Raw genomic sequence first — 14,801 nt, 5'->3', positions numbered from 1 at the left:
CATGCGAATGTGCCGCGCCGGGCCTCTGACGATGCTCGATGACAGCGCCTGCCGCATTGCCGACACTCCATCAGCCTGCCGCGAAGGCGTTGACTGCGCCAGGCTGGACACCTCCGGGTCGGTGTCGGTGGTCGGCCCGCCCGCGCTCAAAGTCCAGGCGATCGAGAAAGCGTTCGGACGGCGAAAGGTGCTGGACGGCTTCTCGCTCGAGGTCGATCGCGGCGAGATCGTTGGCCTGCTCGGCCCCAACGGCACAGGCAAGACGATCTGCTTCTACGGGATCATGGGTCTCATACGCCTCGATGGCGGTCGTATACTGCTCGACGGCGAAGATGTCTCAGCACTGGCCATGCATGAGCGCGGCAACCGCGGGCTTGGCTATCTGCCGCAGGAAGCCTCGATCTTTCGCGGGATGAGCGTTGCGGACAACATCCGCTCTGTGCTGGAACTGCGCATGACCGACCCTGGCGACATCGACCGCCGGCTGGGCGAACTGCTTGCCGATTTCGGCCTGACGCATCTGCGGTCGACACCCTCCCCTTCCCTGTCCGGCGGCGAGCGGCGGCGCTGCGAGATCGCGCGCGCCCTGGCGGCCGAGCCTGGCGTGATCCTGCTCGACGAGCCTTTCGCCGGGATCGATCCCATTTCGATCGCGGACATCAAGCTCATGGTCCGCGATCTCAAAAGGCGTGGCGTCGGCGTCCTCATCACCGACCATAACGTCCATGAGATGCTCGAACTGGTCGACCGCGCCTATGTCATCCACGGCGGCAAGGTGCTTTTCGTGGGCAAGCCGCAAGAGCTTCTTCACCATGACGAAGTCCGTCGTCTGTACCTGGGAGAGAATTATGAGGATTGATTTTCTTTCTCTGTTCTCAAGGGCGACAGCGGCCTTTTGCCGCAGCTTTGCCTCCCCGGGCAACGGCCCGACCGGTAGCCGCCCTGTAATGGAAATCTTCAAAAAGGACCGATCATGAGCGCCCAGAACATGCCCCAGGCACCCGACCCGCTCGACGGGATCGCCGAAACCCTCGACAGGGCCGCGGGCGCCGCGATCGCGCAGATGACCGCGGGGCTCTCCCCCATCACCATCCTCCAGGCCTTTTCGGACTGGGGACATCATCTCGCCTTCGCACCGGGCAAGCAGCTGCAACTCACCGCCAAGGCGGCCCGCAAATATGTGCGGCTCTTCGACTATGCCGTCCGATCCGCAGGCGACCGCGACGCGGCGCCCGCGATCGAGCCGCTGCCGCAGGACCGCCGCTTTGCCGATCCCGCCTGGCAGCAGCCGCCCTTCAACCTCCTCTCGCAGGCGTTCCTTCTCAACCAGCAATGGTGGCACGCGGCGACAACCGGGGTGGGCGGCGTCGGCAGCCATCATGAGGACATGGTCGAATTCACCGCCAGACAGATGCTCGATATCCTTGCGCCGACCAACTTCCTTACGACCAACCCGGTTCTCCAGCGCAAGATCGTCGAGACCGGCGGCCAATGCCTGGTCGACGGGTTCCGCCATCTGATCGAGGATATGCAGCATCTCGTAAGAGGCTTGCCTCCGGCGGGCACGGACGCCTTCCGCGTGGGGGAGACGGTGGCGACCGCCAGGGGCAAGGTCGTCTATCGCAACCGCCTCATCGAACTGATCCAGTACGCCCCCACCACCGACACGGTGCGGCCCGAGCCGATCCTGATCGTGCCGGCATGGATCATGAAATATTACATCCTCGACCTCTCGCCCGAGAACAGCCTCGTCCAGTGGCTGACGTCCCAGGGCTTCACCGTGTTCATGATCTCCTGGCACAATCCGGACAGCGAGGACCGCGACCTCGACATGGAGGCCTATCGGCAACTCGGGCCGATGGCGGCGCTCGATGCGGTGAGCGCGATTACCGGCGCGCCCGCCGTTCATGCCGTGGGCTATTGCCTAGGCGGCACGCTGCTCTCGATCGCAGCGGCGACGATGGCGCGCGAGGGTGACGATCGCCTTGCCAGCGTGACGCTTTTCGCGGCGCAGACCGAATTCAGCGAACCGGGCGAACTGGGCCTCTTCATCGATGAGGGACAGCTCAATCTCCTCGAAAAGATGATGTGGAGCCGGGGCTATCTCGACAGCGGCCAGATGGGCGGCGCGTTCCAGATCCTCAAATCCAACGACCTCGTCTGGTCGCGCATCCTGTCGGAATATCTGATGGGCGAGCGCGCGCCTCTCAACGACCTCATGGCCTGGAACGCCGACGGGACGCGCATGCCCTATGCCATGCACAGCCAGTATCTGCGGCGCCTGTTCCTCGACGATGACCTGGCCGAGGGCAAATACAAGGTCAATGGTCGCACCATCGCGCTCTCGGCGATCCGCAGACCGTTGTTCGTCGTCGGCACCGAGCGCGATCATGTCGCGCCCTGGCATTCGGTGCATAAGATCCACCTGCTGACCGGGGCCGAGATCACCTTCGTGCTGACGAGCGGCGGCCATAATGCCGGTATCGTCTCGGAACCGGGCCACAACGGCCGGCGCTACCGCGTGCTGACGCGCGAAACCGATGGTCTCTCCTACGATCCGGAGGAATGGGAACGCCACGCAGAGAAGAAGCAGGGTTCCTGGTGGACCGAATGGGGCGACTGGCTTGCAAGCCGTTCGGGCGCGCCCGGGGCCCCGCCGTCCATGGGCGCCGCGGACAAAGGCTATGCGCCGATCGCGGACGCGCCCGGCCATTATGTCCTGGAGCGCTGAGCCATGACCGATGAGGCCATGATCGAAAACCGGACCTTCGACGAGATCGCCGTGGGCGAAAGCGCGAGCGTGACCCGCACGCTCTCCAAGCGCGATATCCAGCTCTTCGCGCTGGTGTCGGGCGACGTCAATCCGGCCCATCTGGACGAGGATTATGCCGAAAGCGACTTCTTCCGCCGGGTGATCGCGCACGGCATGTGGGGCGGCGGGCTGATATCGGCGGTGCTCGGGACCGAACTGCCCGGCCCCGGTGCCATCTATCTCGGCCAGTCGCTGCGGTTCCTGAGGCCCGTGGGCATCGGCGACGCCATCACCGCGACGGTGACGGTGACGGAAAAGCGGGCGGACAAGCATATCCTGCTGCTCGACTGCCGCTGCGACAATCAGAATGGCGAGACCGTCATCACCGGCGAAGCGCAGGTCAAGGCCCCCACCGAGAAGATCCGCCGCCCGCGCATCGCGCTCCCCGATATCCGCCTGTCAGACCATGACGGCTATCATCGGTTGATCGAGGGCGTGCGCGGCAACCCCGCGCGCACCGCCATCGCTCACCCCTGTTCGGCCGCCGCGCTGGCGGCAGCGGTCGAGGCCGCCGAGGCAGGGCTGATCGATCCGATCCTGGTGGGACCGAGGGCCCGCATTCTTGCAGCGGCGGCCGAGGCCGGCAAGGATGTGGCGGCCTATCGCATCGTGGAAAGCGCGCACAGCCATGATTCGGCGGCGAAGGCCGTCGAACTGGTGCGGGCCGGCGAGGCGGTGCTGCTCATGAAGGGATCGCTGCATACCGACGAATTGATGGGCGCGGTCGTGTCGCGCGCGACGGGCCTGCGTACCGAACGGCGGATCAGCCATGCCTATGTGATGGACGTGCCCGGCCATCCGACGCCGCTCATCATCACCGACGCGGCGATCAACATCGCGCCGAACCTTGAAGAAAAGGCGGATATCATCCGCAACGCCATCGATCTTGCCCATGTGCTGGACATCGGCCAACCCAGGGTCGCGATCCTGTCCGCTGTCGAGACGGTGAACCCGGCGATGCCGACCACGCTCGATGCTGCCGCGCTGTGCAAGATGGCCGACCGGGGCCAGATCACGGGCGGCCTCCTCGATGGCCCGCTCGCCTTCGACAATGCGATCAGCGAGGCGGCCGCGAAGGAAAAAGGGATCGTGTCGCCCGTCGCGGGCAAGGCGGACATATTGGTCGTACCCGATCTGGAGGCGGGCAACATGCTCGCCAAGCAGCTCACCTTCCTCGGCGGGGCGGATGCGGCAGGCATCGTGCTGGGTGCGCGTGTGCCGATCATCCTCACCAGCCGGGCCGACAGCCTGCGCACGCGCCTTGCTTCCTGCGCCGTTGCCGTGCTGGTAGCGCGCGCGGCGACCAAGGCGGCGCCCGGCCTGCCGGAGGGTATGCGCACATGAAGGCCGTCGTCAGCCTCAATTCGGGCTCGTCCAGCATCAAGTTCGCGCTCTATACGCTCGATCGCGACCGCAAACCGACATTGTCCGCCGGCGGCAAGATCGAACGGATCGGTCTTTCTCCCCGCCTCGCCATTCGCGACGCAGCAGGCACAGTGCTGATCGAACGCGAGTGGCCCGACGAACGCGCCATGACCCATGCAGAGTTGCTCGCATGGTTGTTTGACTGGGCCACATCGCATCTCGAAGGGCGCGAAGTCCTCGCCGTCGGGCACCGCGTCGTCCACGGCGGGGTCGACTTCGCCCAGTCGTGCCTGATCGATACCATAGTGCTCGAGGAGCTTGAGAAGCTCTGTCCACTGGCCCCGCTCCACCAGCCCCATAATCTGGCTGCCATCCGCGCGATCGCCGCGCTCGCGCCGGACCTTCCCCAGGTCGCCTGCTTCGACACCGCCTTCCACCATGATCGCCCCGCACCCGCCACCCGCTTCGCGCTCCCGCGCGCACTTCACGAGCAGGGCATCAGGCGCTACGGCTTCCATGGCCTCTCCTACGACTATATCGCCCGCCGCCTGGCAGAGCTCGACCCATCGCTTGCCGCCGGCCGCGTGATCGCCGCGCATCTGGGCAACGGCGCAAGCCTGTGCGCCATGTCAGGCGGCAAGAGCATCGACACGACGATGGGTTTCACCGCGCTCGACGGCCTGATGATGGGCACGCGCTGCGGGTCGATCGACCCTGGCGTCATCCTGCATCTCCAGAACCGGGTGGGCATGAGCGCCGCCGATGTGGAGGCGCTGCTCTACAAGCAATCGGGCCTGCTGGGCGTATCAGGCATCTCGAGCGACATGCGTGAGCTTGCGGCCAGCGACCGGCCCGAAGCCCGCGAGGCCATCGACCTCTTCATCTGGCGTGCCGCGCGCGAGGCCGGCGCGCTGGCGTCATCGCTGGGCGGCCTTGACGGTCTCGTCTTCACGGCCGGCATCGGCGAGAACGACGCCGCCATCCGCGCGGGCATCTGCGAGCGCCTCGCATGGCTCGACATCAGCCTCGATGAGCGGGCCAATGCCGTCCATGCCGACGTCATCAGCGCGCCTGGCAGCCCCATTACCGTCCGCGTCATCCCGACGGACGAAGAACGGATGATCGTCCTGCAGACACTGGCCACCCTTTTTGGAGTTAAAACATGACCCCCCTCGTCGATCTTCGCGGCAAGCGTGGCCTGATCGTCGGTATCGCCAACGAACAGAGCATTGCAGCGGGCTGCGCCGAGGCTTTCAGCCGCTGCGGCGCGCGCCTTGCCGCGACCTATCTGAACGAGAAGGCGAAAGGCTGGGTCGAGCCGGTGGCGGACCGGCTGGGCGCCGAATGGCTCGCCCCCTGCGATGTGCGTGAGCCCGGCCAGCTCGAGGCCCTGTTCGACCAGGTGCGGGACCGATGGGGCGGACTCGACTTCCTGCTGCATTCGATCGCCTTCGCACCCCGCGACGATCTCCATGGCCGCGTCGTCGACAGCAGCGCCGAGGGGTTCGGCATCGCGATGGACGTCTCCTGCCACAGCTTCCTTCGCATGGCGAAGCTGGCCGAGCCCTTGATGGCGCAAGGCGGCTGCCTGCTCTGCGTCACCTTCTACGGCTCGGAGCGCGTCGTTGAAAACTACAACCTCATGGGACCGGTCAAGGCGGCGCTGGAGAGCGCGACGCGCTATATCGCCGCCGAACTGGGCCCCCAGGGCATCCGCGCCCATGCGATATCGCCGGGCCCTATCGCCACCCGCGCCGCCAGTGGCATCGCGCGGTTCGATGAATTGCTCGAGCGCGCCGCCGCCCAGACGCCGGTCGGCCAGTTGGTGACGATAGAGGATGTCGGCGGGCTGGCTGCCTTCCTCGTCAGTGACGCAGCCAGCCGGATCACCGGAACGGTGATCCCGGTCGATGGCGGACAGCACCTTCTCGCATGATGGACCGGTCTATCCGATGGTTGCTGGCGACAGCGCTCCTTGTGCCCGCCGCGGCGCAGGCAGCGCCGGTAGCGGTGCTCGTCCGGGACGCGGGCGAACAGGATGCAGAGGGCGCTTTGCTCGTCGATCTGCGCTTGCTGAACGAGGGCGATGAACCGCAGAGCTTCGCGCTCCCTGATCGGATCGAGGCCCGGGTCGAACGGTCGGGAGATATCCGGACGGTCTGGCTCGAGCGCGCCCGCGATGTGGCGGACCATGTGATCATAGCGCCCCGCGGATTCGAGCGCGCCCGCTACCGCCTGGCAGCCCGTGATGGGCAATCCCTGGACCTGGCCCGGCTTTCCATCCCCGCCTGGAACGTCAGCCAGATCGCCATGATACCGCGCCCTGCGGCGCCGGCATCGCATCTCGCCGAGGCGCACACGCCTGCGCCGGTTCCGCCTGTGCGAGCCCCTGCTCCCACACCGCCGCCTTCGGATCGCAGGGCGGGCAACGCCTTCCTCGCCAACCTGTCCGGCTACGAACCCATTTATGCGGTCTATGGTCCGGACACCAACAGCGAAGCCCGGATCCAGCTCAGCTTCAAATATCAGTTGTTCGGAAGCCGCCGCGCGGAAGGTCTCCCGCAAAGCTGGCGCGATGGACTCCATTTCGCCTACACGCAGCGCATGTTCTGGGATCTGGGCGCGGACTCCTCGCCTTTCCGGAACATCGATTTCCAGCCCGAGATATTCTATCTTACGCCCTCGACCACACTGGCGAGCGGCGTGTCCCTGAGCGCACAGGGTGGCATCCGGCACGAGTCCAACGGCCGGGACGGCGAGGCCTCGCGGAGCATCAACAGCATCTATCTGGCGCCCATGGCCGCCATTCCGCTGGGCGGCGGCTATCGCCTCTCTATCGCGCCGCGCCTCTCCCTCTTCGTCGGGGACAAGTCCGACAATCCCGACATACGCCGGTATCGCGGCAACACCGGTCTTTTTATGGAGGTCGGGGAGGATAATGGACTGCGCCTCTCCACCTCCACCCGCTTCAATATCGGCAGCGGAAAGGGCGCGCTGTCCGCCGACCTGTCCTATCCGCTCCGCCGTATCCTGGGCGGCGGGCCGGACTTCTACCTCTTCGGTCAGAGCTTCATCGGATATGGAGAAAACCTCCTCGACTATGATCGAAACACCAGGCGTCTGCGCGTCGGGATCGCGCTGATCCGATGAAGGCGGCGACATGGACGCTGGTTGAAGAAGACGGTTCCTTGACCCTCCACGCCGAGGGCGACTGGACGGCCCTGACCCTTGACCAGGCGAGCCGTCAGCCGCTGCCGGCTGTGGGAGGACAGCAGGCGAACAGGATCGACGTCTCCGCCCTCGGGAGGATCGACACGACCGGCGCCTTGCTGCTCCTTAAACTGATGCCCACCGACGGCGAGATCCTGTTCGGCACACGTGACGATGTGCGACGTCTGGCCAACCTCGTTGCGCCGGGCATGACGCCTCACGAGGATAGCCCGCCCCCCCGTGGCTACCTGACCGGGTTCTTCGCGCGCTTCGGCCAGCAGATCATTGAAATCGCTCACGACGCCTATGCGATGCTGGTTTTCACCGGTCAGATGATCCTTGCTCTTGGAGGCACATTGTTACGCCCCAGGCGATTGCGGGTCACACCGCTATTCGCTGTCATGCAAGAATCAGGCATCAATGCCTTGCCGATCGTTTTCATCATGACGTTTTTCATCGGTGCGATCATCGCACTGGTCGGCACCAATCTCCTCACCAGCCTCGGAGTGGAGATTTTTACCGTCGAACTTGTGGGCGTCGCAATCCTCAGGGAGTTTGGCGTCGTCATCGCCGCTATTCTTCTGGCGGGCCGCTCGGCCTCTGCCTTCGCGGCACAAATCGGCTCCATGCGGATGAACCAGGAAGTGGCCGCCATGCAGGTCATGGGTGTCGACCGGTTCGATGCCCTCGTCACGCCCCGTATCCTCGCCGCGCTCGTCATGATTCCGCTCATGACGTTCGTGGGCGACCTGGGCGGACTCCTGGGAGGGCTTCTCGTAAGCTGGGCCACCATCGACATCAGCCCCTCCTTCTTCGTCACCCGTCTCGCGGAAACCGTCAGTATCAAGCATTTCTGGATCGGCATGGGCAAGGCCCCGTTCCTCGCCCTGCTGATCGCTGCCGCGGGGTGCCGCCATGGAATGATGGTGGGAGGAGACGTCCAGAGTCTGGGCCGTCATGTGACGTCCGCAGTGGTCCAGTCTGTTTTCCTCATTATCATGTTCGATGCCATCTTTGCGGTGATCTTCATGGTGCTCGGCCTGTGAGCGGGTCCGTGAACAACGGTCTGGCCGATCCGCTCGCGATCCGGGTGACCGGTCTGCGCACCGCATTTGGTGACAAGGTCATTCACGACAATCTTGATCTCGAAGTCAGGCGTGGTGAAATACTGGGCGTGGTCGGCGGCTCTGGATCGGGCAAGTCGGTCCTTCTGAACACTATTCTTGGCCTTCAGCAGCCCGACGCCGGACACGTGGAAGTTTTCGGTGAGGATATGGGCCGGTCGCAGGGCGATGTTCAACGGCGCATCGGCGTCATGTTCCAGCAGGGCGCGCTCTTTTCCTTCCTGACCGTGCTTCAGAATGTCGAGGCTCCGATGCTGGAGCATACCCGCCTCGCGCCGGGGTTCATGCGCGAAGCGGCGCGCCTCAAGATCAGGCTTGCCGGCCTTCCCGCCCATGCCGCCGATCTTCGTCCGGCCGAACTGTCGGGCGGCATGCGCAAGCGCGCTGGCGTTGCAAGGGCGATCGCACTTGATCCCGACATATTGTTTCTCGATGAACCCACCGCAGGTCTCGACCCGATCGGCGCCGCAGAATTCGACGCGCTCATCCGCGATCTGCGCGATACGCTGGGCCTCACGGTCTTCATGATTACCCACGATCTCGACACGCTGTACGCGGTCTGTGATCGGGTCGCCGTCATCGCCGATCGAAAAATCGTGACCACGGCCCCGCTTCACGAGCTGGAGCAATCGGATCATCCCTGGATCAGGGATTATTTCCTTGGGCCGCGCGGCCGCGCTGCGGCAGAACAGCAGGATAGCATTTGATGGAACGGCAGGCCAATTACGCGCTGGTAGGCGCCATCTCGACACTGCTGCTGATTGCCGGCGTGGTGTTTGTCGTATGGCTGGGCGGATCGCGTTTCAGCAATGAATATGACCGATACAGGATCATCTTCGAGGGCCCTGTTCGCGGCCTCAGCGTGGGCGGGGATGTCCAGTTCAACGGTATCAAGATGGGTCAGATCGAACGGATCAGGCTCGACGAAGACAATCCCAACCGGGTAATCACCGACATATCCCTGCAGGCACGCACGCCGGTTCGCCGCGATTCTCTGGCATCCACCGAAACGCAAGGCATTTCCGGCACGAGTATCGTCCAGATCAGCGCGGGCGATCCGCAACAGCCTCTCCTGCGCGAGGCCGAGCGCTCCCACCGGCCTGTTATTCGAAGCAAGCCGAACGCCATGTCGTCGCTGATTCAGGGCGGCGGCCAGATGGTCGAAAGCGCGACCAGGGCGCTCAACCAGGTCAACAAGCTCATCTCGGACGAGAACATCGCCGATCTGAGCGCGACGATAAAGGATGTACGTCTCACCATGGGCGAGCTCGCCGAGAATCGCGCCATGTTCGATCATGCCGGGTCCATGCTGGCAAAACTCGATTCCGCTGCCACCGATATCGAAGCGTCAGCGGCGCTCATTCGGGAAATGGGCGAGGGAGACGGACGCCGGACACTCGCGGAGATGTCGGAGGCGGCGACCGAGCTCAAGGCCGCAATCGGCGAAGCGCGCGGCACCCTCGCCCATATCAACCGGCAAAGCGAGACAATCGGAACGACCACCCTCCCCGCCGTCAATGCCGCGATGCATAGCCTGCAGGAGACATCCGAATCGCTCGATGGGTTCTTGCGCGAAATACGCCAGAATCCGCGCCGTGCGCTCACCAAGGACAGTGGACAGGAACTGGAGCTACCCCGATGATGTGTTTTACGCGTGGAGCCAGGATCGCGATCATGACCGCTGTCCTGCCGCTGGCCGGTTGTGTCTCCGTTCTGAAAAGCGGACCGCCCGATAACCTCTATCGCTTCGGCATCGTCGAAGACCCGGCGCATGAGGCCCCCATAATAGAGCGGGATAAAAAGCCTGTAACGCTGGGGCGCGTCCGGTTCGCTCCCGAGATCGACGGTGACCGCATATTGACGGCTCATGGCGACACCGTCCTCTATATCAAGGATGCGCGCTGGGTTGCGCCAGCACCGGACCTGTTCACCCAGGCGGTGATGCGCCGTTTCGAACAGGCGACCTCTTCTGTTCGCCTCCTGCCCGCTGCCGCCCGGGGCAACGGCGCCCCGCTCCTGCACCTGACGATAGATCGTTTCGAAGCGGATTATCGCGGAAACGCCCAAAAATCCGACGCTCCGACGATAAGAGTGAGCGGCTCAGCCACCCTTGTCGATTCCGCCAGTCTTCAACCGATCGCAAGCCGCCGCTTCACGGTCGATGAGCGCGCATCCGCCAGCAGCCAGTCAGCCATCACTTCCGCGTTCGATCGGGCCGTATCGCACTATACGCTCCAGATCCTGGAATGGTGTGAGGTTGTGCACTAACCTCGGACCAACTGCGCCGCTGCCTCACCAGCACTCTCCATATAACTCGGGTCTCGATGAAGCAGCACGACGGCAAATGCCCCGTCGAGCAGAAGGATGATCTGGCGCGCAAGACGCCGGGCCTCGTCTGGTGGGCGCACATCTGCAAACAGCGAGCACAGCCAGTCCTCTACGCGCTTCTTGTGCGTGCGTCCTGCAAGGATCGCAGGGTGCCCCGGCAGGTGGATCAGCTCAACCGATGTCCGCAGGAACCCACAGCCCTTCCATTTCGGATGCCGTGCGGAAGCCGCAAGATTGCAAAAGATGCCTTGCACCTTGTCGGCCGTGCTGCCCACCGTTTCAGTGAACCAGCGCTGGAACAGCGCAAGGTTCGGCTGGTCTCGCGTTTCCAGATACGCCGCGATCAGATCGTCCTTGCTACGGAAATGGTAATAGAGCGTCCGCTTGGTCAGGCCCGCCTTCTCAGCGACGGCATCGACGCTGACGGCGCGGATTCCCTCGGCGTGAAAGAGCTTGCCGGCCGCCTCGATAATTCGATCGCGTGTGGGCACATCGGTTCTGGTCATACCGCAATGTATACCGACCAGTGAATATACTCAAGCGATCGCTCCGCATATCATATCCGTCATGAGCAGCTTGACTTCGCACTCCACGACTATTGACGGGCAAACGGTTGAACTTTCCTGCCCTGACGGGGTGCGTCTCGGCGGCCATCTCTGGCGCGCGAACAAGGCCCATCCCATCGGAACGGTGATCGTGAATCCGGCCACCGGCGTCCTCGCCCGCTATTACCATAGTTATGCCCGGTTCCTTTCCCGGCACGGGTTCGACGTGCTCACTTACGACTATCGTGGCATCGGCTTGTCGCGACCCGAGCGTCTGAGAGGCTGTGGCTATCGCTGGCGCGACTGGGGCGAGCGGGATTTCGAGGGCGCTATCAGATTTATCGGACAGCACGGCCGAAGCGACCAGCTGCTTGTGGTGGGCCACAGTATAGGCGGCTTTCTGCCGGGACTTGCTGACAGCGCCGGGCGCATAGCGCGCATCCTGACTGTCGGGGCGCAATATGCCTGGTGGGGCGACTATGCCGCCCGTCGCCGACTCCCTCTCTTCCTCAAATGGCATGTGGCGATGCCTGCGCTGACATACGCTTTCGGCTATTTCCCTGGTCGCAGGCTGAACTGGCTTGAAGACCTGCCGGCTGGCGTAGCGCATGAATGGAGCTTTCGCGGGTCACGGTTCGAGCGTAGCTACCCGCCCGACGAGCGGCAAAGTGTGCTGGAGCGCATGGCGACCGTGTCCGCCCAGGTGCTGGCTGTCAGCGTTTGCGATGACGAGCTTGGCACACCGGCCGCGATCCGCCGAACGCTTGAATATTACACCGGCGCCGAGCGGACGTCGGTGCTGCTTCAGCCATCGGATTACGGTCGCGAAGAGATTGGGCATTTCGGCCTGTTCCACGACAGCCATGCCGCTGGATTCTGGCTCGATACCCTGATGTGGCTGCGCGACGGCCGCAATCGCTGGCCTGACCATGCCATTGCCCGCTGAACTGGAGGGTCAAATGCATCGTCTCTACTATTCGCCCGGAGCCTGTTCGCTCGCCGTCCGCATCGTTCTGGAAGAAATCGGCCAGCCCTATGAGACAGAGATCCGCTCCGCCAAAAATGGCGAGGGGACGTCGACGGCGGACTATCTGGCGCTCAACCCCAGGGGCCGGGTGCCGGCGCTCACTGGCGTTTCCGGTGGCTCCGGCGGCGCGCCCGACCTGCTGACCGAATCCGTCGCCATCCTGCTGTTTCTGGCTGGCAGCTATCCCGAGGCGAAACTCGTGCCTGCCGATGCTGCCGCCGAGGCGCGATGCCTGGAATGGCTGAGCTGGATCTCCGTCGATCTCCACGGCGTTGGCTACAGCCAACTCTGGCGTCCGCACCGCTTCGTGCCCGACCCCACGCTGCATGAGGCGGTCAAGGGCAAGGGGTTGGAGAACATCCGCGCCGCCTATGACCATATCGACCGCATCCTGTCCGATGGCCGCGACTGGGCCGTCCCTGCCCGCTATACTGTCGTCGACGCCTATCTTAGCGTGTTCTGGCTCTGGGGCCGTCGCATCGGCCTCGACATGGAGGCGGGTTGGCCCAATTGGGCGCGGCTGATGACCAAGGTGCTGGCGCGCCCCGCCGTTCGGCGGGCGATCAGCCTGGAAGCTATGGGCTGACATGGAGCGCTTCACGCCGCTCAGCAGGCGCTGCTCGAAGTCAAATGATCGAGCAGGCTAAGCGCGGCGGGAGTCAATGCCGTCTCATCTCGGACACAGACCGACAGTTGTCGCGTTGCCCAATCGTCTGTAAGCGGCGCGAAAGCCATCCGCGTCGAGCGCTTCGCGCGCCGTGCCGCCGTTTCCGGCACGATCCCGATGCCGACACCTTCGCCCGCCATACGGCAGATGCCGTCGAAACCGCGAAGCGTCAGACGCAGCTTGATCTTCGCTCCCAGCCGTGCCGCCTGCATCTCGATATGCTTTTGCAGGGCACCGTCCATCAATCCAACGAAATGGCAGTCCAGCAGATCGGCAAAGCGAACCTGTCGCTTTCCTGCCAGATCGTGATCGGCCGGGAACACCATGACAAGCCGGTCAATGGCAAAGGGGCGCAAAGTCAGCCCCTCCGTGCCAGCAGCATTCGACAGGATGCCGATCTCGGCAAAGCCGGCAGCAATGCTCCGCGCTATTTCAGTGCTCTGCCGCTCCTTCAGTTCGACATCGACCTGAGGATGGGCCGTCAACCAGGGCGCAAGCCTTTCGGGCAGGAACTCGGAGATAGCCGCTGTATTGGCGAGGATGCGCACCTCTGTGCGCAGTCCTTTCGCGTAACGTCCCAGCTCGCCACGCATCTGGGCCACCTGGTGCAGGATCGCACGGGCATGATGGGCTAGCGCCTCACCGGCCTCCGTCGGAACCACGCCGCGACGGCCACGATGGAGCAACAGCACTTCGCCCGCCGCCTCCATATCCCGCAGCCGTTCGCTGGCGGCCGGCAGCGACATCCCCGCTTCGATCGCACCGTGGGTAATGCTGCCGGCATCAACGACAGCGAGAAACAGGCGAAGGTCGGTCAGATCGAAGCGCATGCGGCAAGAATAGCCGCTTGTCTGGCTTCGGCATAGCCGAAGCCAGACATCAACTCATCCGCATTGTCCACGGCGTCCAGGCGGATATTCAGGGGGCATGTTTGATCTTCCGACAGTAATGCTCGCCGCCGTCTTCGCGACCTTTTTGGCCGCTGGCCTCGTCAAAGGTGTCACCGGAATGGGCCTTCCGACCGTGGCGATGGGCATGCTCGGTGCGCTTATCTCTCCACTGGTGGCCGCAAGCCTGCTGATCGTGCCGTCCTTCGCCACCAATGTCTGGCAACTCTTCGCGGGGCCGAGCTTTGGAGCGCTGCTGCGGAGGCTCTGGCCGATGATGCTGGCCGTTGTTGTCGGAACGCTGCTCGGATCGAGATGGATCGCCAGCGGCGATACGGGAGTGACGACGCTGCTGCTCGGCATCGCGCTCATCATCTATTCCACCTACACGCTGTTCGCTCGGCAGTTCAGTGTCGCGGGACAGGTCGAGACATGGCTGTCGCCGCTTGTCGGTGGGATCACCGGTATCATCACGGGCGGAACCGGCGTCTTCGTCATACCGGCCGTGCCCTATCTTCAGGCGCTCGGGCTGTCGAAGGACGATCTGGTCCAGGCGCTCGGCTTGTCATTCACTGTGTCGACGATTGCTTTGGCGATTGGACTTGGAGCGCGCGGCGCGTTCCAAAGCGATTATCTCGCGCTGTCGGCGCTTGCTGTGATCCCGTCGTTAGCAGGCATGTGGGCGGGGCAGCACGTTCGCAACCGGATCAGCCCGGTCGCCTTCCGCCGTGGATTCCTGATCTGTCTGCTGCTGCTCGGATGCGAGATGGCATCGCGGACGCTGCTGTAATCAGCTTCAATTTCTCGGGCATTCGATTTCCCATGTCCTGATCCGA

At 63.9% G+C, this 14,801-nt stretch carries 15 protein-coding genes; 13 read left to right on the top strand and 2 right to left on the bottom strand.

The window, feature by feature from the left end:
* Positions 1-31: 31 nt before the first annotated feature.
* The 10 genes from lptB (at position 32) to SAMIE_RS00725 (ending at position 10,779) form a co-directional block, all read left to right on the top strand.
* Positions 32-859 (top strand): LPS export ABC transporter ATP-binding protein, encoded by an 828-nt coding sequence (lptB, locus tag SAMIE_RS00770; RefSeq protein ID WP_082166316.1) that lies wholly within the window; start codon positions 32-34, stop codon positions 857-859.
* A 114-nt stretch (positions 860-973) separates the two neighbouring features.
* On the top strand, positions 974-2,731 hold the full coding sequence (locus SAMIE_RS00765; protein ID WP_048575771.1) for a PHA/PHB synthase family protein: 1,758 nt from the start codon (positions 974-976) through the stop codon (positions 2,729-2,731).
* Between the two features lie 3 nt (positions 2,732-2,734).
* Entirely contained in the window at positions 2,735-4,156 is a 1,422-nt protein-coding gene (locus SAMIE_RS00760; RefSeq protein ID WP_037444215.1) for a bifunctional enoyl-CoA hydratase/phosphate acetyltransferase, read from the top strand.
* Positions 4,153-5,343, top strand: a complete 1,191-nt coding sequence (locus SAMIE_RS00755; RefSeq protein WP_037444212.1) for an acetate/propionate family kinase — start codon at positions 4,153-4,155, stop codon at positions 5,341-5,343. Before SAMIE_RS00760 ends, SAMIE_RS00755 begins: the two co-directional genes overlap by 4 nt.
* Positions 5,340-6,113, top strand: coding sequence for an enoyl-ACP reductase FabI (fabI, locus tag SAMIE_RS00750; protein ID WP_037444209.1), 774 nt, complete (start codon positions 5,340-5,342; stop codon positions 6,111-6,113). The genes SAMIE_RS00755 and fabI overlap by 4 nt, the downstream gene beginning before the upstream one ends.
* On the top strand, positions 6,110-7,327 hold the full coding sequence (locus SAMIE_RS00745) for a phospholipase A (protein WP_037444207.1): 1,218 nt from the start codon (positions 6,110-6,112) through the stop codon (positions 7,325-7,327). Before fabI ends, SAMIE_RS00745 begins: the two co-directional genes overlap by 4 nt.
* Positions 7,324-8,433, top strand: coding sequence for an ABC transporter permease (locus tag SAMIE_RS00740; RefSeq protein WP_037444205.1), 1,110 nt, complete (start codon positions 7,324-7,326; stop codon positions 8,431-8,433). Before SAMIE_RS00745 ends, SAMIE_RS00740 begins: the two co-directional genes overlap by 4 nt.
* Positions 8,430-9,218, top strand: a complete 789-nt coding sequence (locus tag SAMIE_RS00735; RefSeq protein ID WP_037444202.1) for an ABC transporter ATP-binding protein — start codon at positions 8,430-8,432, stop codon at positions 9,216-9,218. The genes SAMIE_RS00740 and SAMIE_RS00735 overlap by 4 nt, the downstream gene beginning before the upstream one ends.
* Positions 9,218-10,153: an MlaD family protein gene (locus tag SAMIE_RS00730; RefSeq protein ID WP_037444199.1), complete on the top strand. Its 936-nt coding sequence runs from the start codon at positions 9,218-9,220 to the stop codon at positions 10,151-10,153. The genes SAMIE_RS00735 and SAMIE_RS00730 overlap by 1 nt, the downstream gene beginning before the upstream one ends.
* A gap of 32 nt (positions 10,154-10,185) precedes the next feature.
* Positions 10,186-10,779 (top strand): ABC-type transport auxiliary lipoprotein family protein, encoded by a 594-nt coding sequence (locus SAMIE_RS00725; protein WP_020820686.1) that lies wholly within the window; start codon positions 10,186-10,188, stop codon positions 10,777-10,779.
* Here SAMIE_RS00725 and SAMIE_RS00720 read toward each other — a convergent pair.
* Positions 10,776-11,345: a TetR/AcrR family transcriptional regulator gene (locus SAMIE_RS00720; RefSeq protein WP_048575773.1), complete on the bottom strand. Its 570-nt coding sequence runs from the start codon at positions 11,343-11,345 to the stop codon at positions 10,776-10,778. The two genes, SAMIE_RS00725 and SAMIE_RS00720, sit on opposite strands and share 4 nt — an antisense overlap.
* Positions 11,346-11,406: 61 nt before the next feature.
* Between SAMIE_RS00720 and SAMIE_RS00715 the strand changes: the two genes are divergently transcribed.
* Positions 11,407-12,330 (top strand): alpha/beta hydrolase family protein, encoded by a 924-nt coding sequence (locus SAMIE_RS00715; RefSeq protein WP_048575774.1) that lies wholly within the window; start codon positions 11,407-11,409, stop codon positions 12,328-12,330.
* Between the two features lie 13 nt (positions 12,331-12,343).
* The gene (locus tag SAMIE_RS00710; RefSeq protein ID WP_048575775.1) at positions 12,344-12,997 is read left to right on the top strand and encodes a glutathione S-transferase family protein; all 654 of its coding nucleotides are present in this window, start codon (positions 12,344-12,346) and stop codon (positions 12,995-12,997) included.
* Positions 12,998-13,017: 20 nt separating this feature from the next.
* Here SAMIE_RS00710 and SAMIE_RS00705 read toward each other — a convergent pair whose 3' ends face one another.
* Positions 13,018-13,908 (bottom strand): LysR family transcriptional regulator, encoded by an 891-nt coding sequence (locus SAMIE_RS00705; RefSeq protein ID WP_048575776.1) that lies wholly within the window; start codon positions 13,906-13,908, stop codon positions 13,018-13,020.
* A gap of 97 nt (positions 13,909-14,005) precedes the next feature.
* Between SAMIE_RS00705 and SAMIE_RS00700 the strand changes: the two genes are divergently transcribed.
* Positions 14,006-14,755, top strand: coding sequence for a sulfite exporter TauE/SafE family protein (locus tag SAMIE_RS00700; protein WP_066516474.1), 750 nt, complete (start codon positions 14,006-14,008; stop codon positions 14,753-14,755).
* Positions 14,756-14,801: the final 46 nt, after the last annotated feature.

It is taken from the genome of Sphingobium amiense (assembly GCF_003967075.1).
Taxonomy (GTDB): Bacteria; Pseudomonadota; Alphaproteobacteria; order Sphingomonadales; family Sphingomonadaceae; genus Sphingobium; species Sphingobium amiense.
This window is presented reverse-complemented; position numbering and strand designations above follow the sequence as displayed.

Coding starts and splice junctions, on each gene's coding strand:
- lptB (WP_082166316.1), top strand. CDS start 32: ATGCTCGATGACAGCGCCTGCCGCATTGCCGACACTCCATCAGCCTGC.
- SAMIE_RS00765 (WP_048575771.1), top strand. CDS start 974: ATGAGCGCCCAGAACATGCCCCAGGCACCCGACCCGCTCGACGGGATC.
- SAMIE_RS00760 (WP_037444215.1), top strand. CDS start 2,735: ATGACCGATGAGGCCATGATCGAAAACCGGACCTTCGACGAGATCGCC.
- SAMIE_RS00755 (WP_037444212.1), top strand. CDS start 4,153: ATGAAGGCCGTCGTCAGCCTCAATTCGGGCTCGTCCAGCATCAAGTTC.
- fabI (WP_037444209.1), top strand. CDS start 5,340: ATGACCCCCCTCGTCGATCTTCGCGGCAAGCGTGGCCTGATCGTCGGT.
- SAMIE_RS00745 (WP_037444207.1), top strand. CDS start 6,110: ATGATGGACCGGTCTATCCGATGGTTGCTGGCGACAGCGCTCCTTGTG.
- SAMIE_RS00740 (WP_037444205.1), top strand. CDS start 7,324: ATGAAGGCGGCGACATGGACGCTGGTTGAAGAAGACGGTTCCTTGACC.
- SAMIE_RS00730 (WP_037444199.1), top strand. CDS start 9,218: ATGGAACGGCAGGCCAATTACGCGCTGGTAGGCGCCATCTCGACACTG.
- SAMIE_RS00725 (WP_020820686.1), top strand. CDS start 10,186: ATGACCGCTGTCCTGCCGCTGGCCGGTTGTGTCTCCGTTCTGAAAAGC.
- SAMIE_RS00720 (WP_048575773.1), bottom strand. CDS start 11,345: ATGACCAGAACCGATGTGCCCACACGCGATCGAATTATCGAGGCGGCC.
- SAMIE_RS00715 (WP_048575774.1), top strand. CDS start 11,407: ATGAGCAGCTTGACTTCGCACTCCACGACTATTGACGGGCAAACGGTT.
- SAMIE_RS00710 (WP_048575775.1), top strand. CDS start 12,344: ATGCATCGTCTCTACTATTCGCCCGGAGCCTGTTCGCTCGCCGTCCGC.
- SAMIE_RS00705 (WP_048575776.1), bottom strand. CDS start 13,908: ATGCGCTTCGATCTGACCGACCTTCGCCTGTTTCTCGCTGTCGTTGAT.
- SAMIE_RS00700 (WP_066516474.1), top strand. CDS start 14,006: ATGTTTGATCTTCCGACAGTAATGCTCGCCGCCGTCTTCGCGACCTTT.